Origin of the sequence: Conexibacter sp. CPCC 206217 (assembly GCF_030646165.1) — a bacterium.
Taxonomy (GTDB): domain Bacteria; phylum Actinomycetota; class Thermoleophilia; order Solirubrobacterales; family Solirubrobacteraceae; genus Conexibacter.
In genome coordinates this window covers 15,966-39,064 of record NZ_JAUTDO010000018.1, presented here as the reverse complement: position 1 = coordinate 39,064, position 23,099 = coordinate 15,966, and the positions used below count along the sequence as shown (strand labels likewise).

Below are 23,099 nucleotides of genomic sequence, written 5' to 3'. Positions count from 1 at the left end.
AACGGCCGACAAGTTGTCGACCAATGGTCGACAACGATGCTAGCTTGCCCCGCCATGAGCTTGCTGACCAATGGTCGACAGATGGGGAGAGCCATGACGGGGAACGAGACGGAGCCTGGAGCGGAGGCGCTCGTCGGCGGACGGCTGATCGCGTGGACCGGTGGTGCGGCGCTCGTGCTCGCGCTCGCGCTGCTCGCCGGGATGGCGTTCTCCAACGGCTGGTTCGGGCCGCTCGCACGAACTGGGCTCGCCGCGGTGCTCTCGACCGGCCTGATGCTCGCCGCGCTGCGAATCCGCCACGCCGCGGCCGTACGGATCGGGCGGCCTCGCGGCCGGAATCGCGCTGCGCCGCCGCGAGACCCGCCTCGCCGCTTTCGCCCTGCTGGTCGGGGCGCTCGTGTGGGAGCGGTTTGCGCGGAGAATGGAGGTGGTGACGCCGCTGAGCGGCAGTGAGCAGCGCTGATGCCCGAGAGGCGCGCCCCCTACGGCAGCGCCGCCCACAAGCGCTGGTGCGGCGCTGGGATGGGCTGGCCGCTCGGTCCGGTCAGCCCGTCGGAGCGGCGCACGCCGTCGGGGGCAAAGCCGTAGCGTCTGTAGAAGGCGAGCGCGCGGGCGTTGCCCTCCAACATCCAAAGCGTCAGCGCCTCCCAGCGCCCGCGGCTGGCAACGAGCAGCTCCAGCGTCGCATGCATGAGGGCGTCGGCGATCCCCTCGCCCCAGCGGTCCGGGTCGACGTAGAGCGCTGCCAGCTCGGCGGTGCGCGGCCCGGCGTCGGCGTCGCGGCTGGGCGCGGCGATCGAGCAGAAGCCGACGATCCGCCCGCCCTGCAGCGCCGCGAGCGTCCGGACCCACTCGCGACTCGCACCGCTGAGCCGCTCGTACCACTGCCGCTCGCGCTCGCTGACGGAGAGCATGTCGAGCAGCTCGTCGGGCAGCAGCCCGCGGTACCCCTCCTGCCACGCCCGCACGTGCACCCCGGCGATCCCGCCGGCATCCCGCGCGCCCGCGACGCGTACGGACAGCGGTGGCCTCTGGGAGGACTGTTCGGATGCGCGCGTCAACACGCGCGCCAGCGTACCCCCGGACCAGCCGCCCTCAACCGTCGCTGGCCGGATGTCAGCGGCGAACCTTCGCTCTGCGCGGGCTGACGCGAGAGGCGACGACTACGTCAGCAGCTTCCCCGGATTCATGATCCCGGCCGGGTCGAGCTGGGCCTTGACGGCGCGCAGGAGGGCGACGCCGGTGTCGCCGACCTCGGCGGCAAGCCAGGGGGCGTGGTCGGCGCCGACGGCGTGGTGGTGGGTGATCGTGGCGTGCTGCTCGGCGAGCGCATCGGTGGCGGCGCGCTTGGCGGCCTGCCACTGGCCGACCGGGTCTTCCTTGTCGCGCCTGGCGAGAACCGAGAAGTAGAGCGAAGCGCCGGCGGGATAGAGGTGCGAGACATGACAGGCGACGACCGGGCGGGCGCCGTCGAGCGCCCCGCGCAGCCGATCCGCGACGACGTCGTGGACCCGTTCGAGGTCGCGCCACGAGGCCGCCGTCTCGAGCGTCTCGACCAGCAGGCCGAGGTCGATCAGCTCGTCGCGCATCCGCGGCGCTCTGAAACGCCCCGTGTGCCAGGACCCGGCAGCCTCCTCGCCGAGCGGGTGCGCGCCGGCCTCCTGCAGCAGCGCGGCGGTCGCGAACGCGCGGCCCGCGACGTCGGCCGCTCCCCCCTCCCAGCCGACCAGCAGCAGGCAGCCCTCGCCCTGCTCGCCCCCGGTCGCGACGCCCATCGCGGTCTCCGTCTCGTCGGACAGGCGCGCGAGGTCGGGCTTCGGGCCGTCCTGCACGAGCCGGCGCAGCAGCGCGGCGCCGGCCGCGAAGCTCTCGACGCGCCAGCCCTCGTGGCGGCGCGCCTGCGGCAGCGGCCGCACGCGCACGGTCACCTCGGTGATCACGCCGAACGCGCCCTCGGAGCCGAGCAGCAACTGGCGCAGGTCGGGCCCGGCGGCGCTGCCGGGCGCGCGCCCGAGCGCGAGCGTGCCGGTCGGCGTGACCGCGCGCAAACGCTCGACGAGCGCGTCGAAGCGGCCCCAGCCGGTCGACAGCTGGCCGGCGGAGCGGGTCGCGGCGTAGCCGCCGATCGTCGCGCGCTCGAAGCTCTGCGGCACGTGGCCGAGCGTGAAGCCGTGCGCCTGCAGCAGCTCCTCCGCGCGCGGGCCGGTCAGACCCGCCTGCAGCGTCGCGGTGCGCGAGATCTCGTCCAACTCGACGAGCGCGTCGAGCCGCGCGAGGTCGAGCGCGACGACGCCCGCGAGACCGCCGCGCGCGGGCGTGACGCCGCCGACGACGCTCGTCCCGCCGCCGAACGGCACGACCGCGATCCCAAACTCCGCGGCGACGCCCAGTGCTGCCGCGATCTGCGCCTCGTCGGCCGGCGCCAGCACGGCGTCCGGGAGGGCGACGGGCGCTGCGAGCCGCTGACGCACCAGATCGAGGTAGGACATTCCGTTGGCATGCGCCGCGCGCGAGGCCGCGTCGGTGCGGACGTGCTCGGCGCCGCCGAGGGCGGCGGCGAAGGCGTCGAGGACGGCGGTTGCGAGGTTCGTCGACGGAGCCGCCGGCTCGACGCCTTCGGAGACCTTGCCGTTCCCGTTCGCACCGACTTCGAAGATCTGCTCCATCAACGCGCGCAGCTGCGGGCCGACGAGCGGCTCCGCGGGCGCGGCCGCCCATGCGGACGCGGGCGCGGCCGGAAGTGCGAACTGTTCGAGCATGGCGACGATGTTACATCTACCGTCCCAGTGTCACAAGCTTGATCCGGACCACGCCGAGGAAGGCCTACGTCGCGAGCCCGGTGGTCCAGGCTCGCGAGTGGAAGCCTCAGCCCCCGCGCCGCGCGCGGTAGCGCGTGATCAGCGCGTTGGTCGAGCTGTCGTGCGCCAGCGACGGAGCCTCGGGAGACTCCAGCTCGGGGATGATCGCGTTGGCGAGCTTCTTGCCCAGCTCCACGCCCCACTGGTCGAACGAGTCGATCTGCCAGATCGTGCCCTGCACGAACACCTTGTGCTCGTACAACGCGACGAGCGAGCCGAGCGCGAACGGGGTCAGTCTGTCGGCGAGGATCGTCGTCGTCGGGCGGTTGCCCTTCGTGACACGGTGCGGGGTCTGCTCCGCCGAGCCGCCCTCGGCGGCGATCTCCTCGGTCGAGCGGCCGAACGCCATCGCCTCGGCCTGCGCGAACAGGTTCGCCATCAGCAGGTCGTGGTGGCGGCCCAGCACGTTCAGCGCCTGGTTGAAGCCGATGAAGTCGGCCGGGACGACCTTCGTGCCCTGGTGCATCAGCTGGTAGAAGGCGTGCTGGCCGTTGGTGCCCGGCTCGCCCCACACGATCGTCCCGGTGCCGTGCTCGACCGGCGTGCCGTCGAGCCGCACGTGCTTGCCGTTGGACTCCATCTCCAACTGCTGCAGGTACGCGGTGAAGCGCGACAGGTACTGGTCGTACGGCAGCACCGCGACCGTCTCGTGGCCGAGCAGGTCGCTGTTCCAGATCCCCACCAGCGCCATCAGCACCGGCAGGTTCTGCGCCAGCGGCGCGCTGCGGAAGTGCTCGTCGAGCGCGTGGAAGCCGGCGAGCATGTCGCGGAAGCTGTCGGGGCCGATCGCGACCATCACCGACAGGCCGATCGCCGACGGGTACGAGTAGCGCCCGCCGACCCAGTCCCAGAACTCGAACATGTTGTCGGTGTCGATGCCGAATCTCGACACCTCCGCCGCGTTCGTCGAGACCGCGACGAAGTGCTTGGCGACCGCGGACTCGTCGCCGCCGAACGCGGGACCCGACAGCAGCCACTCGCGCGCGGTGTGGGCGTTCGTCAAGGTCTCCAGCGTCGTGAACGTCTTCGACGCGACGATGAAGAGCGTCTCCTCCGGGTCGAGGTCGCGCGTCTTCTCGGCGAAGTCGTTGCCGTCGACGTTGGAGACGAAGCGCGCGACGATGTCGCGCTGCGCGTAGTGCGCCAGCGCCAGCGTCGCCATCGCCGGGCCGAGGTCGGAGCCGCCGATGCCGATGTTGACGATCGCCTTGATCGGCTTGCCGGTATGGCCCTTCCACTCGCCCGAGCGGATCCGCTCGGAGAACGCGGCCATCTTGTCGAGCACCGCGTGCACGGCCGGCACGACGTTCTCGCCGTCGACCTCGATCACCGCGTCGCGCGGCGCGCGCAGGGCGGTGTGCAACACCGCGCGCCCCTCGCTGACGTTGATCTTCTCGCCGCTGAACATCGCGTCGCGGCGGGCCTCGACCTCGGCCGCCTCGGCGAGCTGCAGCAGCAGTCTCAGCGTCTCGTCGGTGACGAGCTGCTTGGAGTAGTCGAGGTACAGCCCGGCGCCCTCGGCGGCGAGCCGCTCGCCGCGGCCGGGGTCGGCGTCGAACAGCGCGCGCAGGCTGATCTCGCCCTGCTCGTCGCGGTGGCGCTCCAGGGCGCTCCAGATCGGCGCGGTCTTGGCCGCGATCTCGCTGACGGTGCTCACGGTCGGTTCTCCCGGCTCAGGCGGTGAGCGCCTGGCTCTTGGTCGCAATCTGGTCGAGCAGGCTTCTCCACGACTTCACGAACGCGTCGGCGCCCTCCACCTGGAGGCGCAGCGCGAGCGCGTCCACATCGACGCCGGCCGCCTCGAACGCGGCCAGCACCTCGGCCGAGTCGGCGCCGTCGCGCGCCAGCGGCGCGCCGACCTTGCCGTGGTCGGCGAACGCCAGCAGCGTCTTCTCCGGCATCGTGTTGACCGTCAGCGGCGAGGCGAACGCCTCGATGTAGAGCGTGTCCGACGCCTCGGGATCCTTCGTCCCGGTCGACGCCCACAGCGCCCGCTGCGGCCGCGCGCCCTCGTTCAGCAGCCGCTGCATCCGCGGCGAGTCGAGCAGCTCGAGGTAGGCGACGTACGCCTGCTCGACGACCGCGATGCCGAGCTTGTTCTTCAGCTCGGCGCCGACCTGGTCCTTGACGGCGACGTCCCAGCGGCTGATGAAGATCGACGCGACCGACTCGACGCGCGGGTTCAGCCCGGCCTCGACGCGGCGCTCGATCCCTCTCAGGTACGCGTCCGCCGCCGCGAGGTACTGCTCGCGATCGAACAGCAGCGTGACGTTGATCGGTATGCCGGCGAAGATCGCCTCTTCGATCGCGGGCAGGCCCTCGGGCGTGCCGGGGATCTTGATGTAGAGGTTCGGGCGGTCGCCGCGCGCGTGCAGGTCCTTCGCCCACTTGATCGTCTCGGCGGCGTCGCGCGCCAGCAGCGGCGAGACCTCGAGCGAGACGAAGCCGTCGACGCCGTCGGTCTTGTCGTGGATCGGCCGGAACAGGTCGGCCGCGCGCGTGATGTCGTCGAGCGCGAGGTCGAAGAAGGCGCCCTCGCCGTCTCTGCCGGCCTCGATCGAGGCGCGGATCGAGTCGTCGTAGGCGGCGCCCGCGGAGACGGCGTGCTCGAAGATCGTCGGGTTGGAGGTGAGGCCCGTCACGTTGCGCTCGGAGATGTGCGCCGCGAGCGTGCCGTCGCCGAGCATGTCGCGCGTGATGTTGTCGAGCCAGAGGCTCTGCCCCAGGGCGTGAAGGTCGCTCGTGGCGCTCATGTCGTCGGTCCTCTCGGGTCGTGCCAGCAGTCGTCGTCGGTCAGGAGGCGGTCCGCCTCAGCCGGCCCCCATGTGCCCGGCGCGTATCTGTGCAAGGGGGTCGTGTCATCCAGGATGGCAGCGACGACCTTCCACGCGGCCTCGACCGTGTCCTCGCGCGCGAACAGGGTCGCGTCGCCGCGCATCGCGTCGCCCAGCAGCCGCTCGTACGGCGGCATCTCGTCGGCTCTTCTGTGGTGCGCGATCAGCTGCACGTCCTCGCCGACCATCTCCTCGCCGGGCAGCTTCGCGCGCGCCTGCAGCGCCAGCTCGACCTCGGGCGAGAGCGTGAAGCGGAACGTGTTGCGGCGCCTGTCGTCCTCGGCGTCGAAGATCGTCTCCGGCGGGTGGTGCAGCTCGACCAGCACCTCGGTCGCGGTCACCGGCAGCTGCTTGCCGGCGCGGATCAGGAACGGCACGCCCTCCCAGCGCCAGTTGTCGACCGCGACGCGCACGGCCGCGAACGTCTCGACCGTCGAGTCGGGCGCGACGCCCGGTTCGTCGTGGTAGCCGTCGAACTGGCCGCGCACGACGTCCTCGGGCGCGAGCGGGCGGATCGAGCTCATCAGGCGCGACTTCTCGTTGCGCAGCGCGTCCGGCTCGTTCGGGCTCGGCGGGTCGAGCGCGAGCAGGCACAGCACCTGCAGCATGTGGTTCTGCACGACGTCGCGGATCGCTCCGGCCGACTCGTAGAACGCACCGCGCCCGGCGACGCCGAAGTTCTCCGCCATCGTGATCTGCACGCTGCGGATGTGGTCGCGGTTCCAGATCGGCTCCAGGAACGAGTTCGCGAAGCGGAAGTAGATGAGGTTCTCGACCGGCTCCTTGCCGAGGTAGTGGTCGATCCGGAAGATGTGTCGCTCCGGGAAGACGCTCGCGAGCGTTCTGTTCAGCTCCAGCGCGCTCTCCAGATCGCGCCCGAACGGCTTCTCGATCACGACGCGCGCGCCCTCCTCGGCGCAGCCCGATCTGCCGAGCGCCTCGACGACCGTGCCGAACAGCACCGGCGGGATCGCCAGGTAGTGCAGCGGACGGCAGGCGTCGCCGAGCGTCTCGCGCAGCCGCACGAACGTCTGCGGGTCGGCGTAGTCGCCGTCGATGTATCTGAGCTGGGCGACGAGCTTGGCGTACGCGGCCTCGTCGACCCCGCCATGCTCGCTGAGCGAGTCGTGCGCGCGTCTGCGCAGGTCCTCCAGCGTCCAGCCGGCTTTCGCGACGCCCACGATCGGGACGTCGAGCCGGCCGTGGCGGATCATCGACTGCAGCGCCGGGAAGATCTGCTTGTACGCGAGGTCGCCGGTCGCGCCGAAGAAGACGAGCGCGTCGGCGGATTCAGCGGCTGCGCTCACCGTCACGCTCTCTTCTCGTGGTGGCCGCCGAACTGGCTGCGCATCGCGGACTGGACCTTGTTCGCGTAGAGGTCGAGGTCGCGCGAGGCGAAGCGGCTGTAGAGCGCGCTCGTGAGAACCGGCGCCGGGACGCCCTCCTCGACGGCGGCGAGCGCCGTCCAGCGGCCCTCGCCGGAGTCCGACACGCGGCCGGAGAACTCGGCCAGGTCGGGCGACTCGTGCAGTGCGATCGCGGTCAGGTCCAGCAGCCAGGAGGCGATCACCGAGCCGCGGCGCCAGACCTCGGTCACGGCCGGCAGGTCGATGTCGTACTGGTACGCCTCGGGATCGGTCAGCGGCGCCGTCTCGGCGTCCTTGTCGTGGTCGAGTCTGCCGATGTCGGCGTTCTTGATGATGTTGAGGCCCTCGGCGTAGGCGGCCATCATGCCGTACTCGATGCCGTTGTGGACCATCTTCACGAAGTGGCCGGCGCCGGACGGACCGCAATGCAGCCAGCCCTCCTCGCCCGCCTGCAGCTCGCCGTCCTTGCCGGGCGTGCGCGGTGCGGCGTCGACGCCCGGGGCGAGCGTCTTGAAGACCGGCGTGAGGCGCTCGACGGCAGCGTCGTCGCCGCCGATCATCAGCGAGTAGCCGCGCTCGAGGCCGAAGACGCCGCCGGAGGTGCCGACGTCGACGTAGTGCATGCCAGCTGAGGTCACCTGCTTGGCGCGGCGGATGTCGTCGCGGTAGTACGAGTTGCCGCCGTCGATCACGATGTCGCCCTCGTCCAGCAGCGGCAGCAGCTCTTCCAGCGACGAGTCGACGACGGCGGCCGGGACCATCAGCCAGACGGCGCGCGGCTGCTCCAGCTTGGCGACGAACTCCGCCAGCGTCGCGGCGCCCTCCGAACCCTCGCCGGCGAGCTGCTGCACGGCATCCTGGTTGCGGTCGTACGCGACGGTGGTGTGGCCGTCTCTCAAGAGGCGACGCACCATGTTCGCGCCCATCCGGCCCAGTCCGATCATGCCAAGCTGCATTCGCTCGCGCTCCTTTCCTGCCGGTCCGCGCCGGCGCATGTACGTACCGCAATGAGACGGGGGGACTGCTACCCCCACCCTACGCCGCGAAGCGGCCGCCGTGCTATCGCACGGTGAACCGATCGCCACTGCACGGGTTCATCGGCCGGAGCGCACAGAAGTCCACACGTTTGCGCGCGCACGGACGCCGCCTGACTTTGCGACGATGCCCGGCATGACCGCGGCCTCCCCGATCGACGACTACCTGCACGAGCTGCTGCGCCGCTGCCGCGCGCAGGACGGCGGCGCGGTTGCCGACTACATTCCGGAGTTGGCGCGCGCGGATCCCGAGCTGACCGGGATCTGCCTCGCGACGATCGACGGCCACGTCTACGAGGTCGGCGACACGCGCGTCCCGTTCACGATCCAGTCGACCTCGAAGCCGTTCGCCTACGCGATGGCGCTGGAGGACGCCGGCCCGGCGGCGGTCGCGGCGAAGATCGACGTCGAGCCGTCCGGCGACGCCTTCAACTCGATCAGCCTCGATCCGGTCAGCGGGAGGCCGCTGAACCCGATGATCAACGCGGGGGCGATCACGGCGACTTCGTTGGTGGGGACGGGCGGCGGGGCCGCTGGCGCGGCGGGAGGCGACGCGCGGCTCGCTCGGATCGTCGCCGGGCTGTCGCGCTTCGCCGGGCGGCCGCTGGCGGTCGACGAGGCGGTCGCTGCGTCGGAGTCGGCGACGGGGCATCGCAACCGCGCGATCGGCTGGATGCTGCGCTCGCGGGGGATCCTCGACGGCGATCCCGACACGACGCTGGAGACCTACTTCCGCCAGTGCGCGGTGGCGGTCGACTGCCGTGACATGAGCCTGATGGCCGCGACGCTCGCCAACGGCGGCGTGCACCCGCTGACGGGCGAGCGGGCGCTCGCGCGCGGGCTCGTGCAGCAGGTGCTGAGCGTGATGACGACGTGCGGGATGTACGACGCGGCCGGCAACTGGATGGTCAACGTCGGGCTGCCGGCGAAGAGCGGCGTCGCGGGCGGGATCCTCGCGCTGCTGCCCGGCCAGCTCGGCCTCGCGGTCTTCTCCCCGCGCCTGGACGCGTGGGGCAACAGCGTGCGCGGCGTGTTCGCCTGCAGGGAGCTGTCGCGCGACCTCGACCTGCACTTCCTGCGCGCGTCGCGCCCCGCGCACGTCGCGATCGCCGCGCGTCACGCCGTCGACACCGAGCCGTCGCGCCGCCGTCGTCCCGTCGCCGAGCGCGAGCTGCTCCAGCGCGTCGGCGCCCGCGGGATCGTCTTCGAGCTGCAGGGGGACGTCTTGGTGGCGAGTGCCGAGCGCGTCATCCGCGCCGTCGCCCACGAACCGCTCGACGCCGCCGCGATCGACCTGCGCGACGCCGAATACGTCGACACCCCCTCGATCCGCCTGCTGCAGGCCAGCGTCGAGCGGATGCGCGAACAGGGCCGCGAGCTGGCGTTCGTCGAGCGGCCAGGGCGCGATTCGCTGGGGGTGGTCGGGGCGGACGGCGCCAGACCGATCCTCGTCTTCCCCGACCGTGACGCCGCGAGCGAGTGGATCGAGGAGCGGTTGCTGGCGCTGCACGGCGACGGAGATCTGGCGCGCGGAGCGTGCGCGCTCGACGAGCACCGGCTGATGCGCGATCTCACCGGTGAGCAGCTCGCCCAGCTCGCCCCGCTGCTGCGCCCGCGTGCGTTCACGGCCGGTGAGCGGGTCGCGGCGCTCGGCGACGAGGCGAAGGAGGTCTTCCTCGTGATGCGCGGCGAGCTGAGCACGTCGTTGCCGCTGCCCGACGGCGGCCGCCGCCGGCTCTCGACGCTGACGCCGGGCTGGACCGTCGGCGAGATCGCGGTCCTGAGCGACGCCGCCCGCACCGCCGACACGTACGCCGACACCGACGGCGACCTGCTCGTCCTCACCGCCGCCGACTTCCACACGCTCGCCGACACCCACCCCGCCCTCCACGCGACGCTCCTGCGCAACATGCTCACGAGCGCCTACGACGTCGCCGCCCAGCTGATGCGAGAACTCGGCCGCCCGGGAGTGGCGGGCGCGTAGCCGGCGCAGATGGGCCGCTCCCCGCCGGATCACGGCTCATGCGATAGATCATCCCATACAAGATCATCCGTTCGGCGGACGACCTCGCTAGCATCGGATCCATGTCCGAACCGCTCAACACGAACCTCTGCTGGCTGCTCTCCCGCGCGTCGTACACGCTCACGACAGAGCTGACGGCGCAGTTGCAGCAGCTCGACCTCTCCCCTCGCACCCATCAGGTGCTCGTCGCCGCCGACACCGGCGAGCACACGCAGAGCGACCTCGTGAAGGCGGTCGGGATGGACAAGACGACGATGGTGGTGACCGTCGACGACCTGGAGGCTGCAGGGCTGGCGGAGCGGATCCCGTCGAAGACCGACCGCCGCGCGCGCGTGATCGCCGTCACGAGAGCCGGCAGAAGAAAGCTCAGAGCGGCCGACAGGATCATCCACGCGATCCACGACGACGTGCTCGACGTGCTGCCCAAGCCGCAGCGCGCGGTCTTCATGGAGTCGCTGATCACGCTCGTCGGCTCGCGTCTCGCGGATGCCGTCCCGACCGAGCAGCCGGTCCGGCGGCGTGCGCCACGCGTGTCGGCGTAGCGACATGTAGTTCCGAACAGAATAGTTCCGTAACAGACGATCTGGTACGGTCCGGCCATGTCCGAGACCGCAGCCGCCCCATCCGGCCAGCGCCCCGAGCTGCGCGGCGTCGCCCCGGAACTCGGCGCGCCCCGCACGCGCCGCGACGACCGCTCGCTCGCGCTCCTGACGTTGTGCGCCGGCTTTCTGATGATCATCCTCGACACGACGATCGTGTCCGTCGCGCAACCGTCGATCCAGGCCGACCTCGGCTTCTCGCAGTCGGGCCTCGCGTGGGTCGTCAACGCCTACCTGATCGCGTTCGGCGGCCTGCTGCTGCTGGCCGGGCGGCTCGGGGACCTGCTCGGCCGCAAGCGGATGTTCCTCGCCGGGCTGCTCGTCTTCACGCTCGCCTCGCTGCTGTGCGGCCTGGCGACGAGCCGGGAGCTGCTGGTCGCCGCCCGCTTCCTGCAGGGCGCCGGCGGCGCGATGACGTCCGCGGTGATCCTCGGGATGATCGTCGCGATGTACGAGCAGCCGCGCGAGCGCGCCCGCGCGATCGCGACGTACGCGTTCGTGGGCTCGGCCGGAGCATCGCTCGGAGTTCTGCTCGGCGGTGTGTTGACCGACGCGCTCTCGTGGCACTGGATCTTCTTCGTCAACGTGCCGATCGGCGCGGCGACCGCATTCGCCGCCGCACGCGTGCTGCGCGACGATGCAGGCCTCGGGCTGAGGCAAGGCGCCGACGTGCCCGGCGCGCTGCTCGTCGTCGCCGCGCTGATGCTCGCCGTCTACACGCTCGTCGAGGCCGGCGGGCGCGGCTGGGGCTCGCTGCACACGCTCGGGCTCGGGGCCGTCGCAGCCGGGCTGCTGGCGCTGTTCGCGCTGCGCGAGCAGCGCGCCGCGCATCCGCTCGTACCGCTGCGCCTCTTCCGCGTCCCGAACGTCTGCGCCGCCAACCTCGTGCAGACCCTGATGATCGCCGGCATGTTCGGCCAGCAGTTCTTCCTCGCGCTCTACCTGCAGCAGGTGCTCGGCTTCGACGCGACCGGCGTCGGCTTCGGGATGCTGCCGATCCCGCTCGCGATCGGCGTCCTCTCGCTCGGCTTCGCGACGCCGCTGATCATGCGGTTGGGCGCGAAGACGACGCTGCTGGACGGGCTGCTGCTGATGGTGGCCGGCCTGCTGCTGATGCAGCGCGCGCCGGCCGACGGCGTCTACTGGCTCGACGTCCTCCCAGCGATGATGATCATGGGGATCGGCGCCGGGATCGCGATGCCGGCGCTGCCGACGCTCGCGCTGGCGCGCGCGACGCCGCAGGATGCCGGACTCGCCTCCGGCCTCTTGAACACGACGCAGCAGGTCGGCGGCGCGATCGGCCTGTCGGTGCTGGCGACCCTGTCCGCAGCGCGCAGCGCGACGCTGCGCGACGGTGGCGACAACCTCGTCACCGCGCTGGCGGGCGGCTACTCGCTCGCGTTCGCGGTCGCGGCGGGATTCGTGTTGGCGGCGGGTGCGGCCGCGGTCGCGCTGCTGCGAACGGGAACCGCTCCCTAGCCGCCGAGCCGAAGGAGGTGCGGGAGGTGCTGGCGCGGGTCGAGGCAGTCGGCCAGGTCGTGACCGGCGCCGACCCGCGCTTCCTCGGACCAGAGATCCCGGTCGGCGGCGACGGGCGCGCGAGCCTCGGCTAGGCGGCGGCGGCCGCCCCCGTCCGCTTCTCGAGCTCGGCTCGCACCAGCGGCGCGACCTCGGTGCCGAACAGCTCCATCGACTTCAGCACGTCTCTGTGCGCGACCGCGCCGACGCTCATGTGGCCGAGATAGCGGTCCATCGAGAACAGGTCATGCTCCATCAGGATCTTCTCTGCGACCTGCTCCGGGGTGCCGACCGCGAGCGCGGCCTGCGGCGAGCGCAGCGCCTCGTACTCGCGCCGGCCCGAGGGCGGCCAGCCGCGCTCGCGCCCGATCCGGTTCATCATCTCGAGGTAGGTGTGCGCGAACGCGGAGTCGGCCTGCGCGAGCGTCTCGCCGACGAACGTGTGCGTGTTGATCGTCAGCTTCTCGGTGCCCGGCTCGTGCCCGGCGGCGGCCCACGCTTCGCGGTACAGCTCGGCGAGCGGGACGAAGCGCGCCGGCATCCCGCCGATGATCGCGATCGTCAGCGGCAGCCCGAGCGTCCCAGCGCGCACGACCGACTCCGGCGAGCCGCCGACGGCGACCTGCACGGGGATCGGCTCCTGCACCGGCAGCGGGTAGATCGCGGCGTCGGTGAGCGGCGCGCGGTGCTTGCCGGACCACGTGACGTGCTCCGGGTCGCGCGTGATCGCGACCAGCAGTCTCAGCTTCTCGTCGTACAGCTCGTCGTAGTCGTCGAGGTCGTAGCCGAACAGCGGGAACGACTCGATGAAGGAGCCGCGCCCGGCCATGATCTCGGCGCGGCCGCCGGAGATCAGGTCGATCTCGGCGAACTGCTGGAAGACGCGCACGGGGTCGTCGGAGCTGAGCACCGTGACGGCGCTCGAAAGGCGGATTCTCTCCGTCTGCGCGGCGGCCGCGGCGAGCGCGACGGTCGGCGAGGAGATCAGGTAGTCGGGACGGTGGTGCTCGCCGATCGCGAAGAGGTCGAGGCCGAGCTGGTCGGCCAGGCGCGCCTCCTCCAGCAGGTTGCGCATGCGCTCCTGCGGGCTGATGCCGGCACCGAGATCGGCGAAGGTGGCGAGTCCAAGTTCCATGGTCGGAAGATTAGCAGTTGTTGCGTGCGCAATCAACAACCTCTTCGGGGCGTGCGCGCCTACGCCGAGACGCGCTGCCGCTCGCGCTCGGCCTCGGCCTCGATCACGTCGTGGAGGTGGTCCCCGACGTGGAGCGAATCGGGGCTGATCAGCCGCTCGCGGCGGTTGCGCGCGACGATCGTCCACATCCAGCGCGCGACGGCCTCGAAGCGGTTGCCCCAGCCGACGAGGTACGCGATGTGCACGAAGGCCCAGATGTAGAAGGCGAGCAGCCCGGTCAGCTTGGCGCCGCCGACCTGCGCGACCGCGTGCGTGCGGCCGATCGTCGCCATCGTGCCCTTGTCCTTGTATCTGAACGGCGGCGGCGCGGGCTGCTGGCCGATCCGCGAGGCGATCACCTTCGCGACGTAGCGGCCCTCCTGGATCGCACCCTGCGCGACGCCGGGGACGCCGGGCCGCGAGACCATGTCGCCGATCGCGAAGACCTCAGGGTGGACCGGCAGCGTCAGGTCGTGGCGGACCAGCAGGCGGCCGGCGCGGTCGGTGCTGGTGCCCGACTCCTGCGCCAACAGCCTGGCGAGCGGCGAGGCCTGCACGCCAGCGGCCCACAGCACGGTGCGCGAGGCGATCCGGCGGCGCTGGCCGGCGTCGCGCGTGTCGGCGACCTGGATCCCGACGTCGTCGATGTCGACCGCCATCGCGTTCAGCTCGACCTCGACTCCGAGCTTCGTCAGGTCCTGCTCGGCGTGCGCGCGCAGCTTCTCGGGGAACGGCGGCAGCACGTGCGGGGCGGCGTCGAGCAGCAGCACGCGCGCCTCGGTCGGGTCGATCGCGCGGTGCTCCTTCTTGAGGATTCTGCGCGCGAGGATCGCGATCTGCCCGGCCAGCTCGACCCCGGTCGGACCGGCGCCGACGACGACGAAGGTCAGCAGCGCGGCGCGCTCCTCGGCGCTCTGCGCCTGCTCGGCCAGCTCGAACGCCCACAGGATGCGGCTGCGCACGCGGTTGGCGTCGTCGAGCGTCTTCATCCCGGGCGCGTCGGCGGCCCAGGCGTCGTTGCCGAAGTACGAGTGCGTCGCGCCAGCGGCGACGATCAACGTGTCGTACGGGATCTCCAGCTCGTGCTGGGCGACCGCATGGACGATCTTGCGCTCGAGGTCGAAGCGCTGGACCTCCCCCATCAGCACGCGCACGTTGTCCTGGCCGCGGAAGAGGCTGCGCAGCGCCGGCGCGACCTGCCCCGGCGACAGCACGCCGGTGGCGACCTGGTAGAGCAGCGGCTGAAAGAGGTGGTGGTTGTTGCGATCGATCAGCGTGACGTCGACCGGCAGCCGCTTCAGCGCCTTCGCCGCGCGGACACCGCCGAAGCCTCCGCCGACGATGACGACTCTATGCCGGGCATACGGCGAATTCGGCGTGTGACCCATGGCAACCCTCTCAGCGACGCTCGTGCGAACAGAACCGCACTCAATGTCCCACCCGCGAGTGGTCGGGTCTGTGAGATCCCTCGCACACAGGACGTTCACCAGTAGGTCGCGCGCGAGAGACCGCGCAGCGCTCAGGTCACAGCAGGCTCGGCCGCCTCGCCGGGATCGCGCGACTCCGGCGCGGTGAACGCCGGCGGGTCCGGTTGGGCGACCTCCTCCGACTCCTCGACTTCCACCTCGCGCAACCGCGGCGCCCGCGCCTGCCACGGCTTGAGGTTCTGCACCAGGTCGCCATAGAAGTCGACGATGTGGTTGCGCGTCTCGCGCACGAACGAACCCTCTTCCCGGCCCCGCTTCTGCCCCATCTTGCGCGCCATCGTCAGCGTGAACGAGCGCGGCTCTCGTTTCGGATCCGCCTCATACAGCAACCCTCTGGCTCTTCGGCGACGGCGCCGAGCAATCCCGCCGTCGTCTGCCGAGCGCTCGGGTAAGACACGTCGATCCGCAGATCCGCCGGAGCCTCTCTGAGCTGTCGCAACAGCCACGTGATGCGCGGCTTGGCTCGCATCTCCCCTGGCGCCGCGAAGCTGACGCGTGCCAGCGTCTGCCGCGTCCGCAGGTCGGCGCAGATCTCGATGTCGCCGACCGCCCCCGGGACGCGCAGCGTCGCGTCGAGACGCCCGTCCGCCGTCAAGGTCTTGACGACCTCGTCGAGTCGCATGCTGGTCGTCTGTCTGCGTGGACGGAGGACCGCGACGTTCTCGCCGAGGTCCTGCGAGAGCCCCATGCACAGGTATTGAGTGAACTGCTCCCAGCGCTCGGCCACCTCGCGTGCCTCGGGCGATGGGCGCAGCGTGCCGTCGTGCGCGCCCCTGCGCACCGAGACCCAGTGCTCGCCCATGTCGGTGAAGCCGCCGGCTCCGGATGCCTCGTGGTCCAGATAGGCGATCAACTCGTCGAGGATCCACGCCTGGTCCGGGTCCGAAACACCGCGGTAGCGGCTCTGGACGATCGCCTCGGTGATCACCCGCCACCACGAGAAGTGCCACAGCGCGACCTTCTTCAGCTTTCGACCGTCAACGCTCACAGGCGACTCCGCGGAGCTTGCCGTGATCTGATTGGAGATCGTCAGCACCGCGTCGAAGCCATTGTCACGCGCGACGTCGAGGTAAGTGGCGACCTGCTCGTCGCGCAGCGACGCCGTACCGGTCTTGACCTCGATCAGGCACGTCCAGGATCTCTTTCCGCGCTCGCACACGATCGCGCCGTCCGGGATCACGAGCTTGCCGTCCGCAGTTCTGAAGCGAACCTCCGCGGACGTCTGGGCCACCGACTTCGGCGCGCCCAACTCCTTCAGCAGCGCATGCCCGAACTCCGGTACGGCCCGCATGACGGCGAGCAGCGCGGAGGTCGCCCGCCGCTCCTGCTCCTCCTGGCCTCTGATCCCAACGGTCGGGAGAAGGCGTGCGGGATGCCATCCATCCCGCGGTGACGGCGCATCGCTCGGTCGCACGTGCGCACTCTAACCGTGATTCACCGCTCTATGCAGCAGTTTCCCGAGGCGCGGGCAGGTTCGCCTCGCCGCGGACTACTCCGCCTGCCGGCCCAGCAGCGCGACGAAGCGATCGATGCGGCGGCGCTCTTCGTCGGGGAGGACGCCGTCGGTCTCGATCAGGAGGGTCATCGGGCCGCGGTCGCGGGCCCAACTGCGGGCGCGGGGGCTGAACTCCTTGGCGACCCAGACGAGCGGCAGCGCGGCCGCGTGGGCGATCACGGTCTCGTCCTGCGCGGCCGCGTCGGGCTCGGTGCGGACGAGCGCGATCGTGCGCTGGTCGAGCGCGTGGGCGATCGCGTTGATGCCGTCGAGGCCGCTGCCGTCGATCAGCAGCGCCAGATCGCCGTCGCGCAGCAGCTCGGCCGCCCACGCCTCGGAGGACTCGAGCGCCGCGGGGACGCACACCATGTGGAAGAGCGGATCGGCCATGCGCGAAACGTACCTGAGTGGGGCGATCCGAAGCGAGCAGCTGCGCGACGCTGCGCCTATAGTTGCTTGCGCAAGCATCCTCTCCGTCGTCACCAGGGAGCCGAACCAGATGTCGCAGGCAGTGCAGTTCAGCGAGTACGGGACCCCCGAGAAGCTCTCCGTCGTCGACCTTCCCGCCCCGGCGCCGGGTCCCGGTCAGGTCCGGCTCGCGGTGCGGGCGGCGTCGGTCAACCCGATCGACTGGAAGATCCTGCGCGGACTGATGGCACAGGGCGCCGCGCTGGAGCAGCCGCGCGGCCTCGGCAGCGACGTCGCCGGCGTCGTCGAGGCACTCGGCGAGGGCGTCGAGGGGATCGCGGTCGGCGACGAGGTGCTCGGCGCGACGGTCACGGGCGCCTTCGCCGCCGAGGCGCTCGCCGACGCGGCGAGCCTCGTGCCGAAGCCCGCCGCGGTCGCCTGGGAGGTCGCAGGCAGCCTCGCGGGCGTCGGCGGCACCGCCTTCAAGACGCTGGAGCTGCTCGACGTCAAGCCCGGCGAGACGCTGCTCGTGCACGCGGCGGCCGGCGGCGTCGGGTCGATCTGGGTCCAGCTCGCGCTCGCGCGCGGAATCCGCGTGATCGGGACCGCGAGCGAGGCCAACCACGAGCGCCTGCACGGCTACGGCGCCGAGCCCGTCCTCTACGGCGACGGACTCGTCGAGCGCGTGCGCGCGCTCGCGCCCGACGGCGTCGACGCGGTCCTCGACGCCTCCGGCCGCGGCGAGCTGGCCGCATCGGTCGAACTGGCCGGCGGTCCCGAGCGGATCCTCTCGATCGCCGGCTTCGCCGAGGCGCCCGGGCTCGGCGTGCGCGTCCACGTCGGCGGCGGCGGCGCCGACACGCCGCGGGCGCTGCGCGAACTGCTGCCGCTGGTCGAGGCCGGCAAGCTCGACATACCGATCGCCCAGACCTACCCGCTCGCCGGCGTCGCCGACGCCCTGCGCGCCTCGGAGGCCGGCCACCTCACCGGCAAGCTGGTGATCGTTCCGGCGTGAGCCGTCGCTCAGTCCGGCAGCCCGTAGCGCCCCAGCAGGCGCTCGTAGTTCAGGCGCAGCAGCGCGATCACCTCGCGCACGTCCTCGGGGCCGTCGATCCGGCGCGCCCCGAGGCCGGGGGCGTCGGTGATCGGGTGCGCGACGACGCGGCCGGCGGCGCGCAGCTCGCTGCCGAGCTGGCGCTGGAAGGCGAAGTGCGCGACGTGGCTGCCGTGCAGATGGCCGATCTCGTGGCGGCCGAGCATGAACGAGAACTCGCCGCGCTCGCCCGGGCCGGCGGTCGTGACGCCCGGCCACGTCGTGACCTCGTCGGTGATCTGCTCTCTCGCGCTTGCGGTCGTGCTGGCCATGGTCATCTCCTGACGCTCGGTGATCGAGCCATCATCCGTCTTCAAGCGCACTTGAAGTCAAGGCCGCTCCCCTACTCTTTGTCACGGTGACCAGGCCGTCCGCGACCACCCGCTTCGCCCGCTGCCTGGCGCTGACCGCGCTCGTCGTGATCGCGATCGACCAGATCTCCAAGGCGATCGTCGTGCGGACGATCGGCCAGGGCGAGAGCGTGCCGGTGATCGACGGTCTGCTGCGGTTCGTCCACTACCGCAACCCCGGCATCGCGGGCGGGCACCTGGCGGACGCGCCGACGGCCGCGATCGTCGCGCTCACGACCGCGTCGCTCGTCGGGCTGCTGCTGCTCGTCCGCTCGCTCGGGCCGCGCAAGCTGCTGTGGCTGCCCGCCGGCCTGCTGCTCGGCGGCGGACTCGGCAACCTGCTCGACCGCGTGCGCACCGGAGCGGTGACCGACTTCATCGTCTTCCGCGACAGCGGACCCGCCAACCTCGCCGACCAGGCGATCACCGTCGGGATCGTCGGCCTGCTGATCGTCGCCTGGTTCACCCGGCCGGCACGCGCGCCGCAGGAGCCGGTACCAGCGGGCGCGACGGGAACAGCGGAGCCAGCGCCGGCGGGAGCCGTCGGACCGCCGGAGAGGTAGCGCCGCGCGCGTTCAACGACAGCGCGGCGGTCGCGCCCGCCGCGATCGCCGCCGCCCAGCTACCCTGGCCGGCGATGGCGGGCATCGGAGTGCTGAGGGAAGGGCCCCTGCACGCGGCGGTGAAGACGGCGCTCGTGCAACCCGGCGACCGCCTGGAGGTGCCCGTCGGCCGCTTCGTGATCGACCTCGTGCGCGCCGACGGCGAGTTGGTCGAGGTGCAGACGGGCGGCTTCGGGGGCCTGACAGCGAAGCTCGACGCGCTGCTGGACGACCATCGCATGCGAATCGTCCACCCTGTCGCGGCGGAGCGGCGGATCGTGCGCGTCGACGCCGACGGCGAGGTGCTCTCGGCGCGCAGATCGCCGCGCCGCTCGACGGTCGTCGAGCTGTTCGACAAGCTCGTCACGTTCCCGTCGCTGCTGGCGCACCCGAACCTGACGCTGGAGGTGCTGCTCGGCCGCGAGGACCACATCCGCGGCCCCGAGCCGGTCCGCGTGCGGCGCCGCACGCGCGATCCGGGCGAGCGCCGGCTGGTCGAGGTGATCGACCGCATAGAGATGAGAACGCCCGCCGACGTGCTGGCCGCGCTGCCGACGCTGCCGGACGAGCCGTTCAGCACGCGCGAGCTGGGCGCGCTGTTCGGCTGCCCGACCGTGCTCGCGCAGCGGACCGTCTACTGCCTGCGCCTGATGGAGCTGATCGAGCCGGCCGGCAAGCGCGCGCGGACGCCGCTGCACCGGCTGGTGGGATGAGTCGGCGCGGGCGCCCTCTCGCGCGTGCTGGATACTTCAGCGCGTGAGCGAGCGAAGCGGAGTGAGCGAGCGCAACGTGCTCGGTGGCGAGCTGGAGCCGTGCGGGACCGATCCGATGACCGGCTTCTTCCGCGACGGCTGCTGCAGCACCGGCCCCGCGGACGGCGGCAGCCACACGATCTGCGCGGTCGTGACCGAGGAGTTCCTGTCGCACCAGAGAGCGATCGGCAACGACCTCACGACGCCCGTCCCGGCCTACCGCTTCCCCGGCCTCAGGCCCGGCGACCGCTGGTGCGTCACGGCCGCCAACTGGCTGCGCGCCCACGCCGACGGCGCCGCCGCGTTCGTCGTGCTCGCCTCGACGCACGAACGCGCGCTGGAGATCGTCCCGCTGATCGCCCTGCGCGAGCACGCCGTCGACGTGCCGTCGGACGCCAGTGGGCTGAGCGACTGAGTGCGGGGCGGCCGGCGCGCGAGCCGCCGCGGCGAGCACGCCTCAGCGCACCCCCGCCGCGTCGAGCCACGCCCACGCCTGCGCCTGGTCGACGACCTGGACGCCGAGTCTCTCCGCTCTCGCCGTCTTCGAGGCGCCGACGTCGGCGCCGGCGATCAGGAACGTCGTCGCGGCGCTGACCGAGGAGGCGCTCGTCGCGCCCGCCTGCTCCAGCAGTCGCACGACCGCCGGGCGGGCGACCTTCGCGCCGTTGTCGGGGTCGGAGAAGGCGCCGGTCACGACGACCGTCGAGCCCTTCAGCGGCGTCTCAGCCGCCTCGGCGACGTCGACCGGGCGGTCCTCGTCGCGCACGTCGAGGTCGACGCCGGCCGCGCGCAGCGCCGCCAGCTCGGTCCGCACCTCCTCGCGCGCGAAGTACGCCACCAGCGACTGCGCGACCTTCGGGCCGATGTCGCGGATCGCCTCCAGCTGCTCGACCGTCGCGTCGGCGATCTGCTCGATGCGCTCGAAGCCGGCAAGGCAGAGCCGCTTGGCGACGCCCTCCGACGCCATCGGGATCGCGAGGCCGATCAGCGCGCGCCGCAGCCCGAGCCCGCGTGAGCGGTCGATCCCGGCGACGAACGCGGCGGCCGAGGTGTCGCCCATCCGCTCGTAGTCGATCAGCCGCTCCGCCGTCAGCGCATAGAAGTCCGACGGGCGCTCCAGCACGCCGTCCTCGGCGAGCTTCTCGATCCAGGTCGTGCCGACGCCCTCCATGTCGGAGGCGTGGCGCGAGGACCAGTGGATCAGCCGCCGCACCGCCTGCGCGGGACACTGCAGGTTCTCGCACCACAGCTCCTCGCCGGTCCCCTTCACGACCAGCGGCGTGCCGCATGACGGGCAGTGCGTCGGCAGCTCGATCGGCAGCTCGTCGCCGGTGCGCTGCTCCGGCACCGAGCCGGCGATGAACGGGATCACGTCGCCGCGGCGCATGATCCGGACGGTGTCGCCGACACGGATGTCGCGCTCTCGCACGAGCCGCGGATTGTGCAGCGAGGCGTACGTGACGGTCGTGCCGCCGACGAAGACCGGCTCGACCTGCGCGCGCGGGACGACGCGGCCGATCTTGCCGACCGGCCAGGTCACCTCCAGCAGTCTCGTCGTGCGCTCCTGCGCCGGGTACTTCCACGCGATCGCGCCGCGCGGGGCGTTCGCCGACGCGCCCGCGGCGGCGAACGCGCGCGGCGACGCCAGCCGCACGACCGCGCCGTCGATCCCGAAGTCGTATCTCGGCCGGCGCGCGGCGATCACCGCGATCGCCCCGCGCACGCCGCCGCCGTCGGCCGCCGGGAAGAGGTCCGGGACGTCGAAGCCGAGCGCGCTCATGCGGTCGAAGACGTCGGTGACGACGGGCGCCGGCGCCGCAGCCGCCGCGCCCGCCTGCGCCGCGGATGACGTGGCGCCGGCGGCCGCGCCCGGCGCCGGCGGCGCGCTCTCAGCCGTCTCCTCGACGAGGTCGAACGCGAAGAAGCGCAGCGTGCGCCCTTCCGCCACGCACGCCTGCGGGGACTTGTGCACGAGCGTCCCAGCCGCGGCGTTGCGCGGATTCGTCAGCGGTCTGTCGGGGTGCGTGTCGTTATAGGCCACCCAGACCGAGTTCAGCATCACAGCCTCGCCGCGGACCTCGACGCGCCCCTGCGCCGGCACGGTCAGCGGCAGACCCAGCACGACGTGGCGCGCCTTCTCCGTCACGCGCTCGCCGTCGCGCCCGTCGCCGCGCGTGGCGACGTATTCCAGTTCGCCATCCTGGAAGGCGATCGCCAAGCTGATCCCGTCGAGCTTCGGCATCACGCGAAAGGCCTGGCCGGGGAAGCGGGCGCAGAACGCGTCGAGCTGCTCGTCGGCGGTCGCCTTCTCCAGCGACAGCATCGGACGGCTGTGGTGGATCGTCTGGCCGGGCACCAGCTGCGGCGACCAGGGGCGGTCGAGCGGGTTGTCGTCGAGGCCCACCTCGGGGTGCTCGGCGAGCAGCGCCCGCAGCCGCTCCTCGAGCGCGTCGTAGTCCGCGTCGACCAGCTCCGGCACCCCGCGCGCGTACAGCGCCCGATGGTGCTCCACCTGCGCGGCCAGCTCCCGCGCCTCCTGCTCCACGTCTTCGGTCACGCCGGCACCTTAATCCACATGGATGTCAGGACCGGGCCTGGGCCCCGAACTCATCGCGCAGTACGCTCGACGCCCATCCGAACCCGAGGGAGCAACATGGACCTGGAGCTGAACGGCAAGGTCGCGATCGTGACCGGCGCCGGGAAGGGAATCGGGCTCGCAATCGTCCGCGGGCTCGCCGACGAGGGCGCGCTCGTCGTCGCCGGCTCGCGCTCGACCGACACGCTCACGGGGATCGAGCGCGTGACGCCCGTCGCGCTCGACCTCGCGGCGCCTGACGCTCCCGCACAGCTCGTCCAGCGCGCGCTCGACGAGCACGGCCGCGTGGACGTGCTCGTCAACAACGTCGGCGCCGTGCGGATGCGCCTCGACGGGTTCCTCGGCACCAGCGACGCCGAGTTCGAATGGGCGCTGCAGATGAACTTCTTCATCGCGCTGCGGACGATCCGCGCCGCGATCCCGGCGATGGTCGACAACGGCGGCGGCGCGATCGTCAACGTCGCCTCCGTCAACGCCTTCTTCCAGCCGGACGCCGGCACGATCGACTACGGCGCCGCGAAGGCGGCGCTCGTCAACCTCAGCAAGTCGCTGGCGCAGGAGTTCGGGGCGAGAGGGATCCACGTCAACTGCGTCTCCCCCGGCCCCGTCGCGACCGACCTGTGGCTCGGCGAGCACGGCGTCGCGGAGACGGTCGCGGCCGCGACCGGCGTCGACGCCGACACCGCCCGCGAGCGCGTGATCGCCGGCATCGGCGGCTTCGCCACCGGCCGCTTCACCACTCCGGAAGAGGTCGCGACGCTGGTCGTGATGCTCGCCTCCGCGCGCACGGCGAACGTGACCGGCGCCAACTACGTGATCGACGGCGGGCTGATCAAGACGGTCTGAGCGCCGCCCGCCGCCCGCCGCTGCGCCGCTGCGCCGCGCGAGCGTGCCCGGCGACCGACCGGT

22 protein-coding genes are annotated in these 23,099 nt (G+C 72.0%); 9 read left to right on the top strand and 13 right to left on the bottom strand.

Features of this window, described 5'->3' with window-relative positions; genetic code table 11:
• The first annotated feature begins 93 nt into the window (after window positions 1-93).
• Entirely contained in the window at window positions 94-453 is a 360-nt protein-coding gene (locus Q7L65_RS27420; protein WP_304726647.1) for a DUF2339 domain-containing protein, read from the top strand.
• A gap of 29 nt (window positions 454-482) precedes the next feature.
• Here the strand turns inward: Q7L65_RS27420 and Q7L65_RS27415 are convergent, their stop codons facing one another.
• From Q7L65_RS27415 to gnd, 6 genes are all read right to left on the bottom strand, one after another.
• Window positions 483-1,064, bottom strand: coding sequence for a GNAT family N-acetyltransferase (locus Q7L65_RS27415; protein WP_304726646.1), 582 nt, complete (start codon window positions 1,062-1,064; stop codon window positions 483-485).
• A gap of 99 nt (window positions 1,065-1,163) precedes the next feature.
• On the bottom strand, window positions 1,164-2,759 hold the full coding sequence (locus tag Q7L65_RS27410; RefSeq protein WP_304726645.1) for an FAD-binding oxidoreductase: 1,596 nt from the start codon (window positions 2,757-2,759) through the stop codon (window positions 1,164-1,166).
• A gap of 106 nt (window positions 2,760-2,865) precedes the next feature.
• Window positions 2,866-4,515, bottom strand: a complete 1,650-nt coding sequence (gene pgi, locus Q7L65_RS27405; protein WP_304726644.1) for a glucose-6-phosphate isomerase — start codon at window positions 4,513-4,515, stop codon at window positions 2,866-2,868.
• A gap of 16 nt (window positions 4,516-4,531) precedes the next feature.
• The gene (tal, locus tag Q7L65_RS27400) at window positions 4,532-5,611 is read right to left on the bottom strand and encodes a transaldolase (protein WP_304726643.1); all 1,080 of its coding nucleotides are present in this window, start codon (window positions 5,609-5,611) and stop codon (window positions 4,532-4,534) included.
• Window positions 5,608-6,999, bottom strand: a complete 1,392-nt coding sequence (gene zwf, locus Q7L65_RS27395) for a glucose-6-phosphate dehydrogenase (RefSeq protein ID WP_304726642.1) — start codon at window positions 6,997-6,999, stop codon at window positions 5,608-5,610. The genes tal and zwf overlap by 4 nt, the downstream gene beginning before the upstream one ends.
• 2 nt (window positions 7,000-7,001) lie before the next feature.
• Window positions 7,002-8,015, bottom strand: a complete 1,014-nt coding sequence (gene gnd, locus Q7L65_RS27390) for a phosphogluconate dehydrogenase (NAD(+)-dependent, decarboxylating) (RefSeq protein WP_304726641.1) — start codon at window positions 8,013-8,015, stop codon at window positions 7,002-7,004.
• Between the two features lie 214 nt (window positions 8,016-8,229).
• On the opposite strand from gnd, the gene glsA reads away from it, so the two are divergent.
• The 3 genes from glsA to Q7L65_RS27375 all read left to right on the top strand — a co-directional run bounded on the left by glsA (window position 8,230) and on the right by Q7L65_RS27375 (window position 12,194).
• Window positions 8,230-10,077: a glutaminase A gene (gene glsA / locus Q7L65_RS27385; protein WP_304726640.1), complete on the top strand. Its 1,848-nt coding sequence runs from the start codon at window positions 8,230-8,232 to the stop codon at window positions 10,075-10,077.
• 101 nt (window positions 10,078-10,178) lie between these two features.
• Window positions 10,179-10,658 (top strand): MarR family winged helix-turn-helix transcriptional regulator, encoded by a 480-nt coding sequence (locus tag Q7L65_RS27380; protein ID WP_304726639.1) that lies wholly within the window; start codon window positions 10,179-10,181, stop codon window positions 10,656-10,658.
• A 57-nt stretch (window positions 10,659-10,715) separates the two neighbouring features.
• The gene (locus Q7L65_RS27375; RefSeq protein WP_304726638.1) at window positions 10,716-12,194 is read left to right on the top strand and encodes a DHA2 family efflux MFS transporter permease subunit; all 1,479 of its coding nucleotides are present in this window, start codon (window positions 10,716-10,718) and stop codon (window positions 12,192-12,194) included.
• A 130-nt stretch (window positions 12,195-12,324) separates the two neighbouring features.
• Here Q7L65_RS27375 and Q7L65_RS27370 read toward each other — a convergent pair whose 3' ends face one another.
• The 5 genes from Q7L65_RS27370 to Q7L65_RS27350 form a co-directional block, all read right to left on the bottom strand.
• A complete protein-coding gene (locus tag Q7L65_RS27370; protein ID WP_304726637.1) occupies window positions 12,325-13,368 on the bottom strand; it encodes an LLM class flavin-dependent oxidoreductase in 1,044 nt (347 codons plus the stop codon).
• Window positions 13,369-13,427: 59 nt separating this feature from the next.
• Window positions 13,428-14,795 carry an NAD(P)/FAD-dependent oxidoreductase gene (locus Q7L65_RS27365; protein WP_304726636.1) on the bottom strand — a complete coding sequence of 456 codons (1,368 nt, stop codon included), beginning with the start codon at window positions 14,793-14,795 and terminating at the stop codon, window positions 13,428-13,430.
• A gap of 131 nt (window positions 14,796-14,926) precedes the next feature.
• Window positions 14,927-15,172, bottom strand: coding sequence for a hypothetical protein (locus Q7L65_RS27360; RefSeq protein ID WP_304726635.1), 246 nt, complete (start codon window positions 15,170-15,172; stop codon window positions 14,927-14,929).
• A 2-nt stretch (window positions 15,173-15,174) separates the two neighbouring features.
• On the bottom strand, window positions 15,175-16,185 hold the full coding sequence (locus tag Q7L65_RS27355) for a hypothetical protein (RefSeq protein ID WP_304726634.1): 1,011 nt from the start codon (window positions 16,183-16,185) through the stop codon (window positions 15,175-15,177).
• 198 nt (window positions 16,186-16,383) lie between these two features.
• A complete protein-coding gene (locus Q7L65_RS27350; RefSeq protein ID WP_304726633.1) occupies window positions 16,384-16,779 on the bottom strand; it encodes a hypothetical protein in 396 nt (131 codons plus the stop codon).
• Between the two features lie 109 nt (window positions 16,780-16,888).
• Here Q7L65_RS27350 and Q7L65_RS27345 point away from each other — a divergent pair, with 109 nt between their 5' ends.
• The gene (locus Q7L65_RS27345) at window positions 16,889-17,812 is read left to right on the top strand and encodes an NADP-dependent oxidoreductase (RefSeq protein WP_304726632.1); all 924 of its coding nucleotides are present in this window, start codon (window positions 16,889-16,891) and stop codon (window positions 17,810-17,812) included.
• Window positions 17,813-17,820: 8 nt separating this feature from the next.
• Here the strand turns inward: Q7L65_RS27345 and Q7L65_RS27340 are convergent, their stop codons facing one another.
• Window positions 17,821-18,162, bottom strand: coding sequence for a luciferase family protein (locus Q7L65_RS27340; protein ID WP_304726631.1), 342 nt, complete (start codon window positions 18,160-18,162; stop codon window positions 17,821-17,823).
• 86 nt (window positions 18,163-18,248) lie between these two features.
• On the opposite strand from Q7L65_RS27340, the gene lspA reads away from it, so the two are divergent.
• The 3 genes from lspA (at window position 18,249) to Q7L65_RS27325 (ending at window position 20,009) form a co-directional block, all read left to right on the top strand.
• Window positions 18,249-18,803 carry a signal peptidase II gene (gene lspA, locus Q7L65_RS27335; RefSeq protein ID WP_304726630.1) on the top strand — a complete coding sequence of 185 codons (555 nt, stop codon included), beginning with the start codon at window positions 18,249-18,251 and terminating at the stop codon, window positions 18,801-18,803.
• 74 nt (window positions 18,804-18,877) lie between these two features.
• Window positions 18,878-19,555 (top strand): hypothetical protein, encoded by a 678-nt coding sequence (locus Q7L65_RS27330; protein WP_304726629.1) that lies wholly within the window; start codon window positions 18,878-18,880, stop codon window positions 19,553-19,555.
• A gap of 61 nt (window positions 19,556-19,616) precedes the next feature.
• Window positions 19,617-20,009 carry a DUF2237 family protein gene (locus Q7L65_RS27325; RefSeq protein WP_370552637.1) on the top strand — a complete coding sequence of 131 codons (393 nt, stop codon included), beginning with the start codon at window positions 19,617-19,619 and terminating at the stop codon, window positions 20,007-20,009.
• 42 nt (window positions 20,010-20,051) lie between these two features.
• Here Q7L65_RS27325 and ligA read toward each other — a convergent pair whose 3' ends face one another.
• Window positions 20,052-22,151 carry an NAD-dependent DNA ligase LigA gene (gene ligA, locus Q7L65_RS27320; RefSeq protein ID WP_304726627.1) on the bottom strand — a complete coding sequence of 700 codons (2,100 nt, stop codon included), beginning with the start codon at window positions 22,149-22,151 and terminating at the stop codon, window positions 20,052-20,054.
• A 96-nt stretch (window positions 22,152-22,247) separates the two neighbouring features.
• Between ligA and Q7L65_RS27315 the strand changes: the two genes are divergently transcribed.
• Window positions 22,248-23,036, top strand: coding sequence for an SDR family NAD(P)-dependent oxidoreductase (locus tag Q7L65_RS27315; protein WP_304726626.1), 789 nt, complete (start codon window positions 22,248-22,250; stop codon window positions 23,034-23,036).
• Window positions 23,037-23,099: the final 63 nt, after the last annotated feature.